13 protein-coding genes and 1 tRNA gene are annotated in these 15,837 nt (G+C 42.5%); all 14 read left to right on the forward strand.

Features of this window, described 5'->3' with window-relative positions; translation table 11 throughout:
* The first annotated feature begins 13 nt into the window (after positions 1 to 13).
* Entirely contained in the window at positions 14 to 1,618 is a 1,605-nt protein-coding gene (locus tag BLO53_RS10115) for an MBL fold metallo-hydrolase RNA specificity domain-containing protein (RefSeq protein WP_092061112.1), read from the forward strand.
* 72 nt (positions 1,619 to 1,690) lie between these two features.
* Entirely contained in the window at positions 1,691 to 2,542 is an 852-nt protein-coding gene (gene thyA / locus BLO53_RS10120) for a thymidylate synthase (RefSeq protein WP_092061114.1), read from the forward strand.
* 14 nt (positions 2,543 to 2,556) lie between these two features.
* Positions 2,557 to 3,045 (forward strand): dihydrofolate reductase, encoded by a 489-nt coding sequence (locus BLO53_RS10125; RefSeq protein WP_092061116.1) that lies wholly within the window; start codon positions 2,557 to 2,559, stop codon positions 3,043 to 3,045.
* 34 nt (positions 3,046 to 3,079) lie between these two features.
* Positions 3,080 to 3,985, forward strand: a complete 906-nt coding sequence (locus BLO53_RS10130; RefSeq protein ID WP_176757243.1) for a diacylglycerol/lipid kinase family protein — start codon at positions 3,080 to 3,082, stop codon at positions 3,983 to 3,985.
* 197 nt (positions 3,986 to 4,182) lie between these two features.
* Complete coding sequence (locus BLO53_RS10135) at positions 4,183 to 5,373, forward strand: DUF362 domain-containing protein (protein WP_092061120.1); 1,191 nt, start codon at positions 4,183 to 4,185, stop codon at positions 5,371 to 5,373.
* Positions 5,374 to 5,389: 16 nt separating this feature from the next.
* Complete coding sequence (locus BLO53_RS10140) at positions 5,390 to 6,328, forward strand: leucine-rich repeat protein (RefSeq protein ID WP_092061122.1); 939 nt, start codon at positions 5,390 to 5,392, stop codon at positions 6,326 to 6,328.
* Positions 6,301 to 7,185 carry a TIGR01212 family radical SAM protein gene (locus BLO53_RS10145; RefSeq protein ID WP_092061124.1) on the forward strand — a complete coding sequence of 295 codons (885 nt, stop codon included), beginning with the start codon at positions 6,301 to 6,303 and terminating at the stop codon, positions 7,183 to 7,185. The genes BLO53_RS10140 and BLO53_RS10145 overlap by 28 nt, the downstream gene beginning before the upstream one ends.
* Positions 7,182 to 8,624, forward strand: coding sequence for an MATE family efflux transporter (locus tag BLO53_RS10150; protein ID WP_242875357.1), 1,443 nt, complete (start codon positions 7,182 to 7,184; stop codon positions 8,622 to 8,624). The genes BLO53_RS10145 and BLO53_RS10150 overlap by 4 nt, the downstream gene beginning before the upstream one ends.
* A gap of 67 nt (positions 8,625 to 8,691) precedes the next feature.
* Positions 8,692 to 10,014, forward strand: a complete 1,323-nt coding sequence (locus BLO53_RS10155) for a replication-associated recombination protein A (protein ID WP_092061126.1) — start codon at positions 8,692 to 8,694, stop codon at positions 10,012 to 10,014.
* A gap of 17 nt (positions 10,015 to 10,031) precedes the next feature.
* Positions 10,032 to 11,843, forward strand: a complete 1,812-nt coding sequence (locus BLO53_RS10160) for a DUF5722 domain-containing protein (protein WP_092061128.1) — start codon at positions 10,032 to 10,034, stop codon at positions 11,841 to 11,843.
* Between the two features lie 15 nt (positions 11,844 to 11,858).
* On the forward strand, positions 11,859 to 13,022 hold the full coding sequence (locus BLO53_RS10165) for an NAD(P)-dependent malic enzyme (RefSeq protein ID WP_092061130.1): 1,164 nt from the start codon (positions 11,859 to 11,861) through the stop codon (positions 13,020 to 13,022).
* A 25-nt stretch (positions 13,023 to 13,047) separates the two neighbouring features.
* A complete protein-coding gene (locus BLO53_RS10170; protein ID WP_026490462.1) occupies positions 13,048 to 13,566 on the forward strand; it encodes a DUF4364 family protein in 519 nt (172 codons plus the stop codon).
* A 94-nt stretch (positions 13,567 to 13,660) separates the two neighbouring features.
* A tRNA-Thr gene (locus tag BLO53_RS10175) sits at positions 13,661 to 13,733 on the forward strand.
* Positions 13,734 to 14,049: 316 nt separating this feature from the next.
* Complete coding sequence (locus tag BLO53_RS10180; RefSeq protein ID WP_051197352.1) at positions 14,050 to 15,834, forward strand: ABC transporter ATP-binding protein; 1,785 nt, start codon at positions 14,050 to 14,052, stop codon at positions 15,832 to 15,834.
* Positions 15,835 to 15,837 lie beyond the last annotated feature (3 nt).

Here is a 15,837-nt window from a genome sequence, read left to right on the forward strand (position 1 = left end):
AGAGACTGAACATATGAAGCTTATCTTTGTAGGTGCTGATCACGAAGTGACAGGCAGCTGTCATTTTCTGGAAGCCTGTGGTAAAAATATTCTTGTGGATTACGGAATGGAGCAGGGCAAGGACTATTTTGAAAACGTTCCGCTGCCTGTTTCAGCTCCGGAGATCGACTATGTTTTTCTAACTCACGCCCATGTGGATCACTCGGGAAATCTTCCGCTTTTGTATGCCAAGGGCTTTCGGGGCAAGATTTATGCTACAGAGGCTACGGTAGATCTTTGTAACATCATGCTCCGTGACTGTGCCCATATTCAGATGCAGGAAGCTGAGTGGCGCAACAGAAAGGCCAAGAGAACAAGAGATATCTCACAGATAGAGCCAGCTTATACCATGGAAGATGCGGAAAAAACAATCAAGGCCTTTGTTCCATGTGCATATGGCCAGGAGATAGATATCTGCGAGGGCGTAAAGATCAGGTTTACAGATATAGGGCATCTTTTGGGTTCTGCAAGCATAGAGGTATGGCTAACAGAAAAAAATGTCACGAAGAAGCTTGTCTTTTCCGGAGATATTGGCAATAAGCGCCAGCCACTTATAAGAGACCCGCAGAAGACTTCTGAGGCAGACTACTGCATCATGGAGTCTACCTATGGCGACAGACTTCATGGGACTGAGAGACCAGACTACGTAAGAGATCTGGCAGATATACTTGATAGAACCTTTAAAAGAGGCGGCAATGTTGTCATTCCTTCCTTTGCAGTGGGAAGAACTCAGGAAATGCTGTATTTTATCAGGAAGATAAAAAAGGATGGCCTGGTAAAATCTAACCCTAACTTCCCTGTATTCGTGGATAGCCCGCTTGCTGTGGAAGCTACAGAAATCTTTGAAGATAACCAGTATGAGTGCTATGACGAAGAGGCAATGGAACTTGTCAAAAAGAGGATAAATCCCATTACCTTCCCAGGACTTAACCTTGCTATCACAACTGAGGAGTCAAGGGCTATAAATGAAGATCCGGAGCCCAAGGTGATTATTTCAGCTTCCGGAATGTGCGAGGCCGGCCGTATCAGGCACCATCTCAAGCACAATCTGTGGAGAGAGGAATGTACAATACTCTTTGTTGGTTATCAGTCAATAGGAACCACTGGTAGAGCAATCATAGACGGCGCTGAGCAGATAAAGCTCTTTGGTGAGACAATAGATATTAAGGCCGACATTTGCAAGATGGAGGGACTCTCTGGCCACGCTGACAAGAACGGCCTTATTGAGTGGATATGTGGCTTTGATAAAAAGAGACCCAAAAAGGTCTTTATAGTACATGGGGAAGACAGTGTATGCAGCTCTTTTGCCAAGTGCCTTAGGGATGAGTATGGATTCGATACTTACGCGCCTTATAGCGGAACTGAGTTTGACCTGATATCTGGTCAGATTGTAAAAGAGGGACTGCCAATACCTGTTAAAAAGAAAGAGGCCACACTTGTTTCTGATGTTTATGCAAGACTCAAGGCAGCAGGTGCCAGACTTATGGGCATCATAGCAAGGAGTGAGGGCATGACCAACAAGGACAAGGCCAAATTTGCAGATCAGATAATCGCACTGTGCGATAAATGGAGTAAATAAGAAAATACATAGAGCATACTTGATTAGAAAGCAAGTAAGTTTACATAAAATATTAGTCAGGAGGAGCAAGGGATGAGTAGAGCAGATGATATTTTTATTGGTATGTGCAGGGACATTCTTGAAAACGGCACATCAACAGAGGGGGAAAAGGTAAGACCTCATTGGCCTGACGGAACACCGGCCTATACAATAAAGAGATTTGGAGTAGTCAACAGATATGACCTTTCTAAGGAGTTTCCTATCATGACTCTTAGAAAGACTGCTCTTAAGAGCGCTACTGATGAGGTTTTGTGGATATATCAGAAAAAGAGTAATAATATAAATGACCTTAACAGCCACATCTGGGATGAATGGGCTGATGAGACAGGCTCAATTGGTAAGGCTTACGGTTATCAGATTGGTCAAAAGAGCATCTACAAAGAGGGCGAGTTTGACCAGATGGACAGGGTTATTTATGACCTTAAGAACAACCCATTTAGCCGCCGCATCATGACAAATACCTATGTGTTTTCTGACCTTCATGAGATGCATCTTTACCCTTGCGCCTATTCTGTAACCTACAATGTAACCCAGAAAAAGGGCGAGGACAGACTTACACTTAATGCTATCTTAAATCAGAGATCTCAGGATGTTCTGGCTGCCAATAACTGGAATGTTGTGCAGTACGCAGTTCTTGTTCATATGATCGCACAGGTCTGTGACATGAATGTTGGAGAACTTGTGCATGTTATTGCAGATGCGCATATTTACGACAGGCATGTTCCGCTTATCAAGGAACTCATAGAGCGCAAGCCTCTTCCAGCACCTAAGTTCCACTTAAATCCTGATGTAAAAGATTTCTACAAGTTCACTCGCGATGATGTATCCCTTGAGGGCTACGAAGTTGCAGGTGAGCAGCTTAAAAATATACCTATAGCCGTGTAAAAAGAGGAGACCACATGAAAGCAATCGTAGCAGTAGACAGTAACTGGGCAATTGGCAACAAGGGACAGCTCCTTGTCAGCATACCAGCAGATCAGAAGAATTTCAGAAACGAGACCATAGGAAAAACAATAGTCTATGGCAGAAAGACCCTGGAGACCTTTCCGCAGAGAGTAGTCCTCCCAGGTCGCAACAACATTATCCTTTCAACCAAAAAAGACTACACAGTCAAGAACGCCGCTGTAGCTCATTCCAAGGAAGAACTTTTGAGTCTTGTTTCTGATCTTGATACAGATGAGGTGTATATCATTGGCGGATCAAGCGTATATGAGGAGTTCCTTGATCAGTGCGACACAGCAATCGTAACCTTCATAGACAAGGAATTTGAGGCAGATTCCTATTTCCCTAATCTGGACAAAAATCCAGAGTGGGAGCTTGTGGATGAAAGCGACGAGCAGGTCTACTTCGATCTCACCTATACCTACAGAACTTACAAGAGAATTTAAGCAGATATCAATATAATTACAGGAAGTGATAATTGTGGAAAAGAGAAAGAAAGCTCTTGTTTTGATAAATAAAACATCAGGAGTTGGGAAGGCAGGAAATGATACTCTTGAAATATCGACTACCCTTGCCAAAAGAGGATATGAACCTATTATATATCCGATAATTCCTGGTACAGATCTGACATCAGAAGTTCTGGTAGAAGAATATGGAGAAGAAGCAGATCTTATTTTGTGCAGTGGCGGAGATGGAACACTTAATCACGTGATGAATGCAATGATGAACCTTGAAAAAAAGCCACTTCTTGCCTATATTCCATCAGGCAGCACCAATGATTTTGCAAAGGGGCTTGGAATACCAAGCGTACGCTCAAAAGCTCTGGAAGTAGCTGTATCAGGCAAACCAATCCAATATGATGTTGGCAGAATGAATGATTCCTACTTTAACTATGTTGCAGCCTTTGGTGCTTTCTCCAAGGTAAGCTACGCAACTGACCAGGATCTTAAAAATGTTCTGGGCTACGCAGCCTATGTCATAAGCGCGATAGCTGAACTTCCGCAGAACATAGGCTATAGTTGCCATATGAAGATTGAGGCTGATGGAGTCGTGGAAGAAGGGGATTATCTCTTTGGCGCAGTCAGTAACTCTGCCTCTGTAGCAGGCATGACACTTTTTGCAGATGATGATATAAAGCAGGACGATGGGCAGATGGAGCTACTGCTTATCAGGGCGTCCAAGAATCTTGGAGAATTCAATGCTATTCTTGCAGCCCTTGCTGTAAGAGAGCCGGATAACCCATACATCATCTACAAACAGGTCTCTAAGGTCAGCTTAAAGTCAGAGGAAGAGGTTGAGTGGACTCTTGATGGAGAGTTTGGCGGATCCTTTAAAGAGACTTCTATAGAAGTCATAAATAAGGCTATAACTATAATGTCCAAATAATATTTTAGCTGTAGTTTGTGCAGAAACGATTTAGGATTTGTTCACACAAAAATAATTTGACAATCATGTAGAGCATTAGAGAGAATGATAGGGTGACAACATCTGTTGCCACCTTTTGTGTTGCACAAAATTTGCGGGTTTATGCCTGTGAGAATGCAGATTCATTTGAATAATTAAAAACGAGATAAGGATGAAATATGTACGAAAAAGTTTCTATAGAAAAATGCCCCTCCTACGATGCTGAGGCTGTGAAAAGCTCCTTGGATAAAGTGCTAGACAGTATAGGCGGCCTTGATTTTGTTAAGCCTGGAATGAAGATTGGAATAAAGGCCAATCTCGTGGCGGCCATGGATCCTGACAAGTCAGCAACTACTCACCCTATGGTACTTAGAAGGCTCTGTGAGCTTCTACTTGAGAGAGGAGCTACAGTCGTAATAGGAGACAGCCCGGGAGGAATCTATACTGAAGGGTTCCTTAAGGGAGTTTACAGGACCTGCGGTCTTGAAAAGCTGGTAAAAGAGCTTGATCCATCAGGAGTGAAGGTCTCTCTTAACCAGGATTTTTCAGTTAAGAATGCAGAGTTCATGGATGCTGTGTCCATAAAAACTTTTATCTATACAGGCTGGCTTGATAGTATGGATGCAATCATAAATGTTTCTAAGCTCAAGACCCACGCCATGATGGGCATGAGCTGCGCAGTCAAGAACATGTTTGGTACTATTCCTGGGACTACCAAGCCTGAGTATCACATGAGATTTCCTGAGGAAAAGGCCTTCGCCAACATCATGGTGGACTTAAACGAGTTCTTTAAACCAGCTCTTTACGTGGTAGATGCTATAGATGGTATGGAGGGCAACGGTCCAACTGCTGGAGAAAAGAGACATATAGGCGCGGTTCTTGCTTCCAAAAAGCCCTATGCTCTTGATATGGCATGCGCTGAGCTTATAGGAATGGGCTATGCAGATGTTGGAACTTTGGTGGCAGCAGGTGAGAGAAAACTTGGCCCCAAGGATATCAGCGAAGTGGAAGTTGTAGGCAGTGCTTTATCAGATCTTAAGATAAGCGACTTTAAGAGAGCCACCATTCACCAGAGCATTACCTTTGAGGGAAAAGGAATATTTGGCAAGATTGAATCGGTTGCCCTTAAGATTGCCCTCACTACCAAACCCCTTGTTAAAAAGGATGAGTGTATAGGCTGCAAGAAGTGCTTTGAAACCTGCCCTGCTAAGGCTATAACCATGGTAGAAGGCGGTAAAAACGGCCTTCCGCAGATAGACAGGAGCAAGTGCATAAAGTGCTTCTGCTGTCAGGAATTTTGTCCAAAGGGCGCCATGAAAGTGCACTATAACCTATTGGGCAAGCTTGTAAATAAAGTAAATCACAGCTGACAGAGATCAGGTAAATATGTTTTTATACGAAAAAGAAACAGACAAAAAAGATAATCACGAATATATAGTAATTACAGGCTTTGAAGGTAGTGCCAAAGAGCTGATAATACCTGACCATATTGATGATTTTCCAGTAGAAGCTATAGGAAGTCATGCCTTTTCATCAAGACAGGATATTGAGAAAGTTGCCCTTCCGTCCACTATCAGAACTCTTAGAAGTTATGTTTTCCACAATAGCAGGAGCCTTAAAAAGATATCTCTTTTTGACAGTATAGATGACTACTATGACGGCGTATGCAGACAGTGTGACAGCTTAGAGGACGTTGAGATCACTATTGAGAGAAACTGGTATGAGGTCATAAGAAACTTCCTATCCGATACGGACAAAGCCCTGCGCTTCCAGATTCATATAAGTTCCCAGGAAAAAGAGGACGTGGAAGCCTGCCTTTCTTTTCCTGGTTATGTCTATGACTTTAACGAGAACACCATGGCAAGGACGATACAGTTTTCCATAGCAGGTTCTGGCTATGCTTACCGCGAATGTGTGGACCGCAGGAAGATTGACTACAGGCAGTATGACAATCTCTTTTCCAAGGCCAGGATAGATGGTGGCAGCATTTGCGAGGATATTGCAATCGGAAGACTGTTATATCCTGTGGAACTTGAAGAGAGATTTAAAAAAGAATATGAGAATTATGTAAGTGATAGCGGCTTTGCCATATTAAAAAGGCTCATCGATAGAGCTAAAGATAGCGATGACGCCCAAAAACTGCTTGGAAGTGTGCTTGATCTTAGAAGACAAGGAGATTTCGGATCAGAGAGTCTTCTTACTTTTGAAGATCAGGACAAGGCCATGGAATATGCGACATCAATAGGAAACCCCAGAGTTACGTCACTTCTAATGGAAAAAGGTCGGAATGATAGCTTATGCCAGTCAGATTATCTACATTTTTAAAAAATAAATATGGTGAAAAGGTCTATAGACTGGCCCTATCATCTGGCTGCGGATGCCCTAACAGGGATGGAACCTGTGGGACAGGCGGATGCACCTTTTGTTCTGAAGGAGGCTCTGGAGAATTTGCCACAACCATCTTTGAGGAAGCCAAAGAGAAAATAGCTGGTAAAACCGATGCAAGGAAGTTTATTGCTTATTATCAGTCTTTTACCAACACCTATGGGGATGTGGAGCGATTAAAAGCGCTTTACACAGACGCCATAATGAGGGATGAGGTAGTAGCTCTTTCCCTTGGAACAAGACCAGACTGCCTGGGCCCTGAAGTTATGGATATGTTAAAAGAGCTAAACGGCATCAAACCTGTATGGATAGAACTTGGGCTTCAGACAATACATGATGAAACTGCAAGGCGTGTAAACAGAGGGTATGATCTTTCTGTATTTACAGATGCCTATAAGAGGCTTAAAAATGCTGGCATCACGGTCATTGTCCATGTTATCTTAGGCCTTCCCGGCGAGTCAAAAGAGATGATGCTTGATACAGTCAGATTTTTGTCAGAGTTAACACCAGAGCTAGATGGAATCAAACTTCAGAATTTACAGATCCTGAAGGGAACAGTAATGTATCAGGAGTACTTAAAAGCCGCACAAGAAGGCACCAGCGATTTCTGTGTGATGTCTATGGAGGAATATACAGATCTTGTGGCAGAGTGTATAGCTCTTTTGCCTGACAACTGTGTAGTTCACAGGATGCAGGGAGACGGTCCCAGAAAGCTCCTTGTAGAGCCCATATGGAGCCTTGATAAAAAGCGTGTTCTTAACAGGCTAAATGCTAAGACAAAGGATTTATTTGAATGAGAGAAATGTTTGAAACTGGAAACAGACAAGAAGCAATTAAATATAAATTTGGATTAAAAGAGGCGCTTATCGGCGATAGAAACTTCTATTCACGAGTAGCTATGGTTGTTGTGCCTATGATCATCCAGAATACCTTATCTAACATCGTTGGACTTTTGGATAATATCATGGTGGGCCAGGTGGGAACCCTGTCCATGTCATCTGTAGCAATAGTAAATCAGATTCTCTTTATCTTTTACCTGTGCATTTGGGGATCTCTTGCGGGAGCAGGAATCTTTAGCACACAGTTCTTTGGAAAAGGAGATATGGAGGGCGTAAGGGCTGCCATTAGATTTAAGCTGATAACAGCCATAACTATCCTGATAATTGCAGCTATTATCCTTATGAATTTTGGAGGAGACCTTATTGCACTTTACATTTCATCTGATACCTTTCCGGATGAGAGAGCAGAGACTTTAAGACTTGCAGGCGGATATCTGAGGATAATGATCGTTGGTCTTATACCCTTTAGCCTTACTCAGGTTTATGCAAGTGCCATGAGGGAATCCGGCAAGACAACCCTTCCTATGATAGCAAGTATGGTAGCCATGGGAGTTAACTTTGTATTTAATGCTCTTTTGATCTTTGGACTTTTTGGACTTCCTAAGATGGGAGTTTTTGGAGCAGCCGTTGCTACTGTGATTTCAAGATTTACAGAGCTGTTTATAGTGGTATTTGGAGCCCACAGAAGAGGTACAAGGTATGAGTTTTTCAGAGGGCTATACAGTAACTTTGTTATTCCGGGTAAGCTGGTAGTTCCGATGCTCATAAGGTCACTTCCGCTTCTTTGCAATGAGTTTTTGTGGAGTCTTGCTCAGGCGACTCTCTTGCAGGCATATTCACTTAGAGGAATAGCTATAATTGCTGCAATGAATATCAGTGGCACTATATCACAGATATTTAATGAGGTTTTCTTATCCCTTGGAAATTCTGCAGGAATCATTGTCGGGCAGGAACTTGGAGCTGACAGGCTTGTAAATGCCAGAAGAACAGCCTTTAGGATGGCGGCGCTAAGTGTTGCAAGTACATTTGTGATGGGAACGCTCCTTGCCTGTGCAGCGCCTTTTATACCAAACTTTTATAATACAGAGCCTGAGATAAGAGCCCTTGCTACAAGGTTTATCTGGGTTGTGGCAATTTGCATGCCAATAAATGCTTATGCTAATGTTTCTTACTTCACAATGAGGTCTGGAGGCAAGACAGCAGTTACATTTTTGTTTGACAGCTGCTTTTCCTGGGCTGTATCAGTTCCAACAGCCTATGTACTGAGCCGCTATACAGCACTTCCTGCGCTTTTTGTGTTTGCGATAGTATCACTTACAGAGATTTTAAAATGTCTTATTGGATTTGCGCTTGTAAAGAGCGGAGTCTGGGTTCGTAATATAGTAAAATCTGAGTAAATTTACTTTGTTTTTATAGGCTTATTTATTTGTACAATAAGGGGAAAAATAGTACAATCGTAGTGTTATGGATTTATTTGAGTATATGAGAGAAAACAGCAAAGAGAAAGAGTCTCCGCTTGCCGCAAGAATGCGCCCCCGCACACTGGATGAAGTTGTGGGACAGCAGCACATCATTGCCAGGGACAAGCTTCTTTATCGTGCAATTTCTGCAGATAAATTAAGCTCTATCATATTGTATGGACCTCCAGGAACTGGTAAGACTACACTTGCCAGAGTCATTGCCGGAACTACCAAGGCAGAGTTTATGCAGATAAATGCCACAGTAGCTGGCAAGAAGGATATGGAAGAGGTTGTTGGTAAGGCCAAGGACAACCTTGGAATGTATGGCAAGAAGACGATTCTTTTTATAGACGAGATCCACAGATTCAATAAGGGGCAGCAGGATTATCTTTTACCCTTTGTTGAGGATGGAACGGTGATCCTTATTGGTGCTACTACAGAGAACCCTTATTTTGAGGTTAATGGAGCGCTTATTTCAAGGTCTGTTATTTTTGAACTTAAGCCGCTGACTGCAGAAGATATCAAGGTCCTTCTTAATAGAGCAGTAACTGACAAGGAGAGGGGAATGGGAGCGTATAGAGCGGTCCTTGAACCTGATGCTGCAGATTTTCTGGCAGATCTTGCTGATGGCGACGCAAGACATGCCCTTAATGCCATAGAACTTGGAATTCTTACTACTGAGCGAAGTAGTGACGGACTTATCCACATTACAAGGGACGTTGCTCAGGAGTGTATCCAGAAAAAGGTGGCCAGATATGACAAGGATGGCGACAATCACTATGACACCATTTCTGCCTTTATCAAGAGCATGAGAGGGTCAGATCCCGACGCGGCAGTTTACTATCTTGCAAGGATGTTAAATGCTGGCGAGGATCCCAAGTTTATCGTCAGAAGGATGATGGTCTGTGCCTCTGAGGATGTTGGAAATGCAGACCCGCAGGCACTTCAGGTGGCTGTTGCAGCTTCTCTTGCAGTTGAGAGGCTTGGAATGCCAGAGGCCAGGATAACTCTTGCTCAGGCTGCAAGCTATATTGCTACAGCACCCAAGAGCAACGCGGCAATTTGTGCTATTGACGATGCTATGGCCACAGTGAGGGAAACAGGGAATCTTCCTATTCCTTCTCATTTACAGGATGCACATTATAAGTCTGCGGCCAAGTTAGGCCACGGAATTGGTTATAAATATGCTCATGATTATCCCAACAATTATGTGGAGCAGCAGTACCTTCCATATGAGCTTAATGGCAAGGAATTCTACAATCCATCAGGTAATGGATATGAGGTCAAGATAAAGGAGCATATGAAAAAGCTCAAGGGGCAGAAATAGTTTTATTTGGGGGATAGATGAAAAAGAGAAAGCGTAGGATACATTCTGGAGCGAAAGCCCGCAGGGACAGGCGTCTTGTTATACTAAGCAGTATTGTAGCTGTTCTTGCTTCTGCTTTTGTTCTTGGAATGATTTTGTTTGTTATTTTCGGAATGAATAAAGGAAATGACGAGGGTGCCGAGGATGTAGCTTTGTTCGAGGCATCTTTTGCTGAGCCTGTAGAAGATCTCTATGAGTCAGAGTATATAAGTCCTGACACAATAAGGGCTATTGTTGATGGAGGCAAGTCTGTTGCAGACGAACTTTCAAAGAGGCCTGCAACAGTTGAGATGAATGCAGATACAAGGTCAACCTTTGCAACCATAAGTGAGTGCCATATTGTAGATGGGGGCAAGGTACAGATAGATGTAACCTCCGAGGGAATTCCTAAAAGCGACGACAAATACTACTACCTTTTTGAAGAAGCTACCTATCAGGATGCAATACCAGAGGGAGCTGAGCCCTTAAGTAAGATCTACAAGGATGATGAGACCTCTTTTACCATAAACCTTAACAAGGGCGATGCATCGTCCAAATTGTTTTCAAAATTTACAGTTGCTGTAAAACTTGGTGGAGAGTATGTTTCCATCAGCCATGCCAAGTATATAACAAATCCGGGAGCCTGTGCTTCCTACAACTATAGCGGGATGAAGCACACATCAATAAAGGGAATCCTGCCGGATCCACTTAGGATTGGCGAACTTCCAGATCTGGGAGTCAGCTATTGTGCCTATAATATTCCCCTTTCACATATCCTTACTACTTCAGGAGGAATTGCTTATAGCTACGGAGGAGTGACCTATCACTTCAATAAGGGCGCTATCGATACCTATGACTATCTCTTTAAGAGACTTAACAGCATGGGAATTGATGTAGCAGCTATTGTTTTAAACGACGCAAGTACATCCGCTTATCCAGACCTTACTCATCCAGATGCAAGAGGGTCATCTAGCGCACCATATCGCATGTTCAACGGAGCGACTGATGGAGGAGTCAAGGCCTGCGCAGCAGTTGGAAGTTTTCTGGCAGGAAGGTATTCTGGTTCTGGACATGGCAATGTCAGCATGTGGATCATTGCCAATGAGGTAAACGCGAGAAAAGAGTATAACTACATGCCCTATGTGGATGTTAATACCTATACAACGGCGTTTGTCCGCTGCTTCCGCGTATTTTATAATGCAATTAAGAGCCAGAATGCAGGAGCCAAGGTCTATTTTTCCATAGACCAGAGATGGACCCTCAATTCAGAAAAAACTGGAGACTATGATGCCAAGGATTTTCTGGACATTTTCGCCTCCTCAATAAATGATTACGGCAATATAGACTGGGGCCTTGCAGCGCATCCTTATTCATATCCTAATGGAAATACAGCTTTCTGGAAGGCTACCAAATATACTAATCATGATGTTTCTACTCCCGTTATTTCCATGGATAACCTGGAAGTTTTGACCAATTACATGCAAAGACCTGAGATGCTGGACTCTTCTGGCAATGTCAGATCAATAATCCTAAGTGAGATGGGCTATTCCTCTTCTTCAGGAGAAACACTTCAGGCTGCAGCTTTTGCCTATGCCTATGTCAAGATGGAGCAAAATGGTTACATTGACGCTCTTATGTTCTCGAGGCAGACAGATGCAGGTGATGAGATAGCTGCGCTGGGACTTGCACTTGGACTTCAGACTACAGGTGGTCATCACAAATATATTTATAATGTGTTCAAATATATTGATACAGACAAGAGAAATGATGTAATATCATTTGCGTACGATATTGTTGGAAAAAGGTTCTAGAGGAGAGTAAAAATTATGACAAACGCCGAAAAAGCCCTTAAAATGCACGAAGAGTGGCAGGGAAAGCTAGAGATCAGGTCCAAAGCGGAGGTTAAATCCAAAGAGGATCTGGCTATCGCCTACACACCAGGAGTGGCCGAACCCTGTAAATTAATAGCAGAAGATAAGAGTCTTGCTTATAAGTACACCATTAAATCCAATACTATAGCTGTTGTTTCCGATGGTTCTGCAGTTCTTGGACTTGGAAACATTGGACCTTATGCAGGAATGCCTGTTATGGAAGGCAAGGCAGTACTTTTTAAGGAATTTGGCGGAGTTAATGCGGTGCCTATTTGTCTTGATACTCAGGATACAGAGGAGATCATCAAGGCAGTCACATACCTTGCTCCTGGCTTTGGTGGCATTAATCTTGAGGACATTTCTGCTCCTAGATGTTTTGAGATAGAAGAGAGATTAAAAGAAAAGCTTGATATCCCTGTTTTCCACGATGACCAGCATGGCACTGCTATTGTAGTTCTTGCAGGCGTTATAAACGGTCTTAAGGTTGTGGGCAAGAAAAAAGAGGATTGCAAGGTAGTAGTTAATGGTGCAGGAAGTGCCGGAATTGCTATTACCAAGCTCCTTTTAAGATATGGCTTTAAAAATGTTACTATGTGCGATAAATCAGGAATTCTTTCCAAGTCTTCAACTGATCTTAACTGGATGCAGGAGAAGATGATGGATGTGACAAACCCTGATCAGTTAAGCGGCTCTTTAGCAGATGCCCTTAAGGGAGCGGACGTATTTGTCGGAGTTTCAGCTCCAGGAATTGTTTCCAAGGAGATGGCTCAGCAGATGAACAAGGATGCTATCATGTTTGCAATGGCCAATCCTGTTCCTGAGATCATGCCAGACCTGGCAAGGGGGGCAGGAATCAGAGTAATAGGAACAGGAAGAAGTGATTTTCCTAACCAGGTCAACAACGTACTTGTTTTCCCTGGAATCTTCAGAGGAGCCCTTGAGTGCGGAGCAAGACAGATCACTGAGGAAATGAAGCTTGCTGCAGCCAATGCTCTTGCAGGCCTTGTCCCAGAAGATGAACTTAGCGATGTAAATATATTGCCAGCTGCCTTTGATCCAAGATGTGCAGATGCAGTAGCAGATGCGGTCAAGAAGTGCTATATGGCTGAGAATAATTAAGAAATAATTTTTTTGGAGGAGTCCTGTGAGTTCTAAGTATCTTACTTTATACAAGATGATAGTTCTGTATATGTTAAAGCGCTGCGAAGTGCCTCTTAGCAAATCTCAGATCTATGATTTTATTTTGGAAAAAGAATATACAACATTCCTTACACTGCAAGAGGTTTTCAGTGAGATGGCTAATTCTGAGCTTATTCATGAAAAGACAGTAGGCAATAGAACCTATCTTGAGATCACAGCAGATGGTGAGGAGGCCCTTAAGTTTTTTGGCAACAGGATCAATCCTACAATCAAACAGGAAATGGATGAATACCTCAAGGACAACAGTATGAAGCTAAGGAATGAAGCCTCTATCCAGGGCGACTATCAAAAGACTGCTGAGAATGAATACACAGTCAGGCTTGTTGTCAAGGAAAATGGACAGAACCTTGTAGATATAGCTCTTTCTGTTCCAACTGAGGAAATTGCCCAGAATATCTGCGATAACTGGCAGGAAAAAAATGCAGATATTTATCAGTATCTTATCTCGCAGCTTATGAGCTAAAGCGGCTCATAAGCGCAGATACTAATATTGAGTTTATGATTGACACTAGTATAGCTAGTTGTTATAATAACCTTTGTGACTCGAAAGAGTACAAGCTGTTGTAGCACAGTCGGTAGTGCGTCGCATTGGTAGTGCGGAGGTCACGGGTTCGATTCCCGTCAGCAGCTTTTTTTCATGCCTTAAAATAGTATTCTATAATATTTAAAGTGATGATCAGTAACTATGTTGGATTAACTATTATCCTAGGGTTGCTGATTTTTTTGTGGATAATTCTTTCTGCAAAATTAATTCTTTAACTCAAATATTTATCTTTATAGTGCACATGAAATGCACAGGAATAGCCCCTTTGAACTAAGTAGCAATTAATGAACATAACTTGGTCGAAAATAGTAGGAGAATTGCGCAAAATCATATTGTAAATAAAAAATCATGGGATTAGAATCAAGATAGTAGAGCATTTTATTACTAGGTAGGGGAAATATTATGGGAAAGAGAGACAAAAAGTGGAAGTATCCCAGGACCAGATTACAATGGCTTTGGGATAACATGGAAGGACACAGATTTATCTATGTCCTGGCAATGCTAGGTACTGTAGTTTACAACATGTTGCAGCTTACAGTACCTTATTTTTCTGGAAAGATTGTGGATAACTTTCTGACTGGAGAGAATGCAAGTCAGAATCTGACGGAGCATCCTGATCTTTTTATTCAGAACCTGGCACTTATGGTGGGACTTACAATCTTTAGATGCATCATTGTGTATGTAGATTGTATGGCCTATGAGTATGTGTCTCAGGCAGTACTTTTCAGAGTACGTAATTACCTTTATGACAAGATCCAGAGACAGGACATGAAGTTCTATAGTACCTATAGAACTGGTGACCTTATGACCAGAGTAACAGGTGACCTTGATGCTGTAAGACACATGGTAGCCTGGGTTGTGAGAATGGTCATGGAGGCTGTTGCCCTTGTTTCATTTACATCGATTTACTTTATCATCATGGATTGGAAATTGGCCTTCAATCTTTTAATTGTTGCGCCACTTATTTTCTTTATCATCTATGTGTTCAAGCTCCTGGTTGCGCCAATGCATGCACTTCTTCGTGAGAAGCTTGCCAATATGAATACAATAGCTCAGGAAAATATTGCAGGAAACAGAGTGGTCAAGGCATTTGCAAGAGAAGACCATGAAATTGAAAAGTTTGATGACTGCAATACAGACTATAGAGATACTAACAAAAAGACTGCTGGAGTATGGCTTAGATTCTTCCCATTTGTGGAGACTCTTGCAAACCTTTTGTCAGTCATACTTCTCCTTGTTGGCGGTACTTTCCTTATAAGAGGAGATATGTCCATGGGTGAATATGTTGCATTCTCAGGACTTATCTGGGCAATAGCAAACCCTATGAGACAGCTTGGTAACGTAATGAACGAGTTCCAGAGATTTTCTGCTGCTTCTGCCAAGGTCATGGAAATCTACTATTCTGAGCCTGAAATTGTAGATGCAAAAGATGCAGTTGATAAGCCAGACAGATTTAAGGGTGAAGTAGAGTTTAAAGATGTTTCTTTCCAGTATGCAGATGCCAAACTTCCCGTGCTTGAGCATATCTCTTTTACTGCCAAACCAGGGCAGACAATTGCCATCATGGGTGAGACAGGTTGTGGAAAAACTTCACTTATCCACCTTATTCCAAGGTTCTATGAGCCTACAGAGGGTGAAATCCTTGTGGATGGAGTCAATATCAATAAGCTGAAATTAAACCAGCTTCGAAAGAACATAGGACTTGCAACACAGGACGTGCTTCTTTACTCAGATACAATTGATGGCAACATAGCTTACGGAGACAGCAATATCAGTAAGGATGAGGTTGTTCGCTTTGCTAAATACTCAGCAGCGTCTGACTTTATTGCCAAGATGCCTGAGGGCTATGAGACTATAGTCGGAGAAAGAGGAGTAGGCCTTTCTGGTGGTCAGAAACAGAGGATTTCTCTTGCAAGAGCACTTGCAGTAAGGCCATCAATCCTTATCCTTGATGATACAACCTCAGCTGTTGACCTTGAAACGGAAAAAGAGATTCAGGAAAGCCTAAGACACCTTGACTTCCCATGCACTAAGATCATTATCGCCCAGAGAATATCTACTACCAAGGACGCAGATCAAATCCTTATCATGCAGCATGGCGAGATCACAGAGAGAGGAACCCACGAGGAACTCATAAAGAAGGGCGGCTATTACGCTGAACTTGTTAAACTCCAGGCGGGCGCCTGAAAG

This window comes from Butyrivibrio sp. INlla14 (assembly GCF_900102515.1).
Lineage (GTDB): Bacteria > Bacillota > Clostridia > Lachnospirales > Lachnospiraceae > Butyrivibrio.

What these genes read in the sequence shown, in the direction of transcription:
- BLO53_RS10140 (WP_092061122.1), top strand. Translation starts at nt 5,390, where the DNA reads ATGTTTTTATACGAAAAAGAAACAGACAAAAAAGATAATCACGAATAT.
- BLO53_RS10145 (WP_092061124.1), top strand. Translation starts at nt 6,301, where the DNA reads ATGCCAGTCAGATTATCTACATTTTTAAAAAATAAATATGGTGAAAAG.
- BLO53_RS10125 (WP_092061116.1), top strand. Translation starts at nt 2,557, where the DNA reads ATGAAAGCAATCGTAGCAGTAGACAGTAACTGGGCAATTGGCAACAAG.
- BLO53_RS10160 (WP_092061128.1), top strand. Translation starts at nt 10,032, where the DNA reads ATGAAAAAGAGAAAGCGTAGGATACATTCTGGAGCGAAAGCCCGCAGG.
- BLO53_RS10150 (WP_242875357.1), top strand. Translation starts at nt 7,182, where the DNA reads ATGAGAGAAATGTTTGAAACTGGAAACAGACAAGAAGCAATTAAATAT.
- BLO53_RS10165 (WP_092061130.1), top strand. Translation starts at nt 11,859, where the DNA reads ATGACAAACGCCGAAAAAGCCCTTAAAATGCACGAAGAGTGGCAGGGA.
- BLO53_RS10135 (WP_092061120.1), top strand. Translation starts at nt 4,183, where the DNA reads ATGTACGAAAAAGTTTCTATAGAAAAATGCCCCTCCTACGATGCTGAG.
- BLO53_RS10115 (WP_092061112.1), top strand. Translation starts at nt 14, where the DNA reads ATGAAGCTTATCTTTGTAGGTGCTGATCACGAAGTGACAGGCAGCTGT.
- BLO53_RS10155 (WP_092061126.1), top strand. Translation starts at nt 8,692, where the DNA reads ATGGATTTATTTGAGTATATGAGAGAAAACAGCAAAGAGAAAGAGTCT.
- thyA (WP_092061114.1), top strand. Translation starts at nt 1,691, where the DNA reads ATGAGTAGAGCAGATGATATTTTTATTGGTATGTGCAGGGACATTCTT.
- BLO53_RS10180 (WP_051197352.1), top strand. Translation starts at nt 14,050, where the DNA reads ATGGGAAAGAGAGACAAAAAGTGGAAGTATCCCAGGACCAGATTACAA.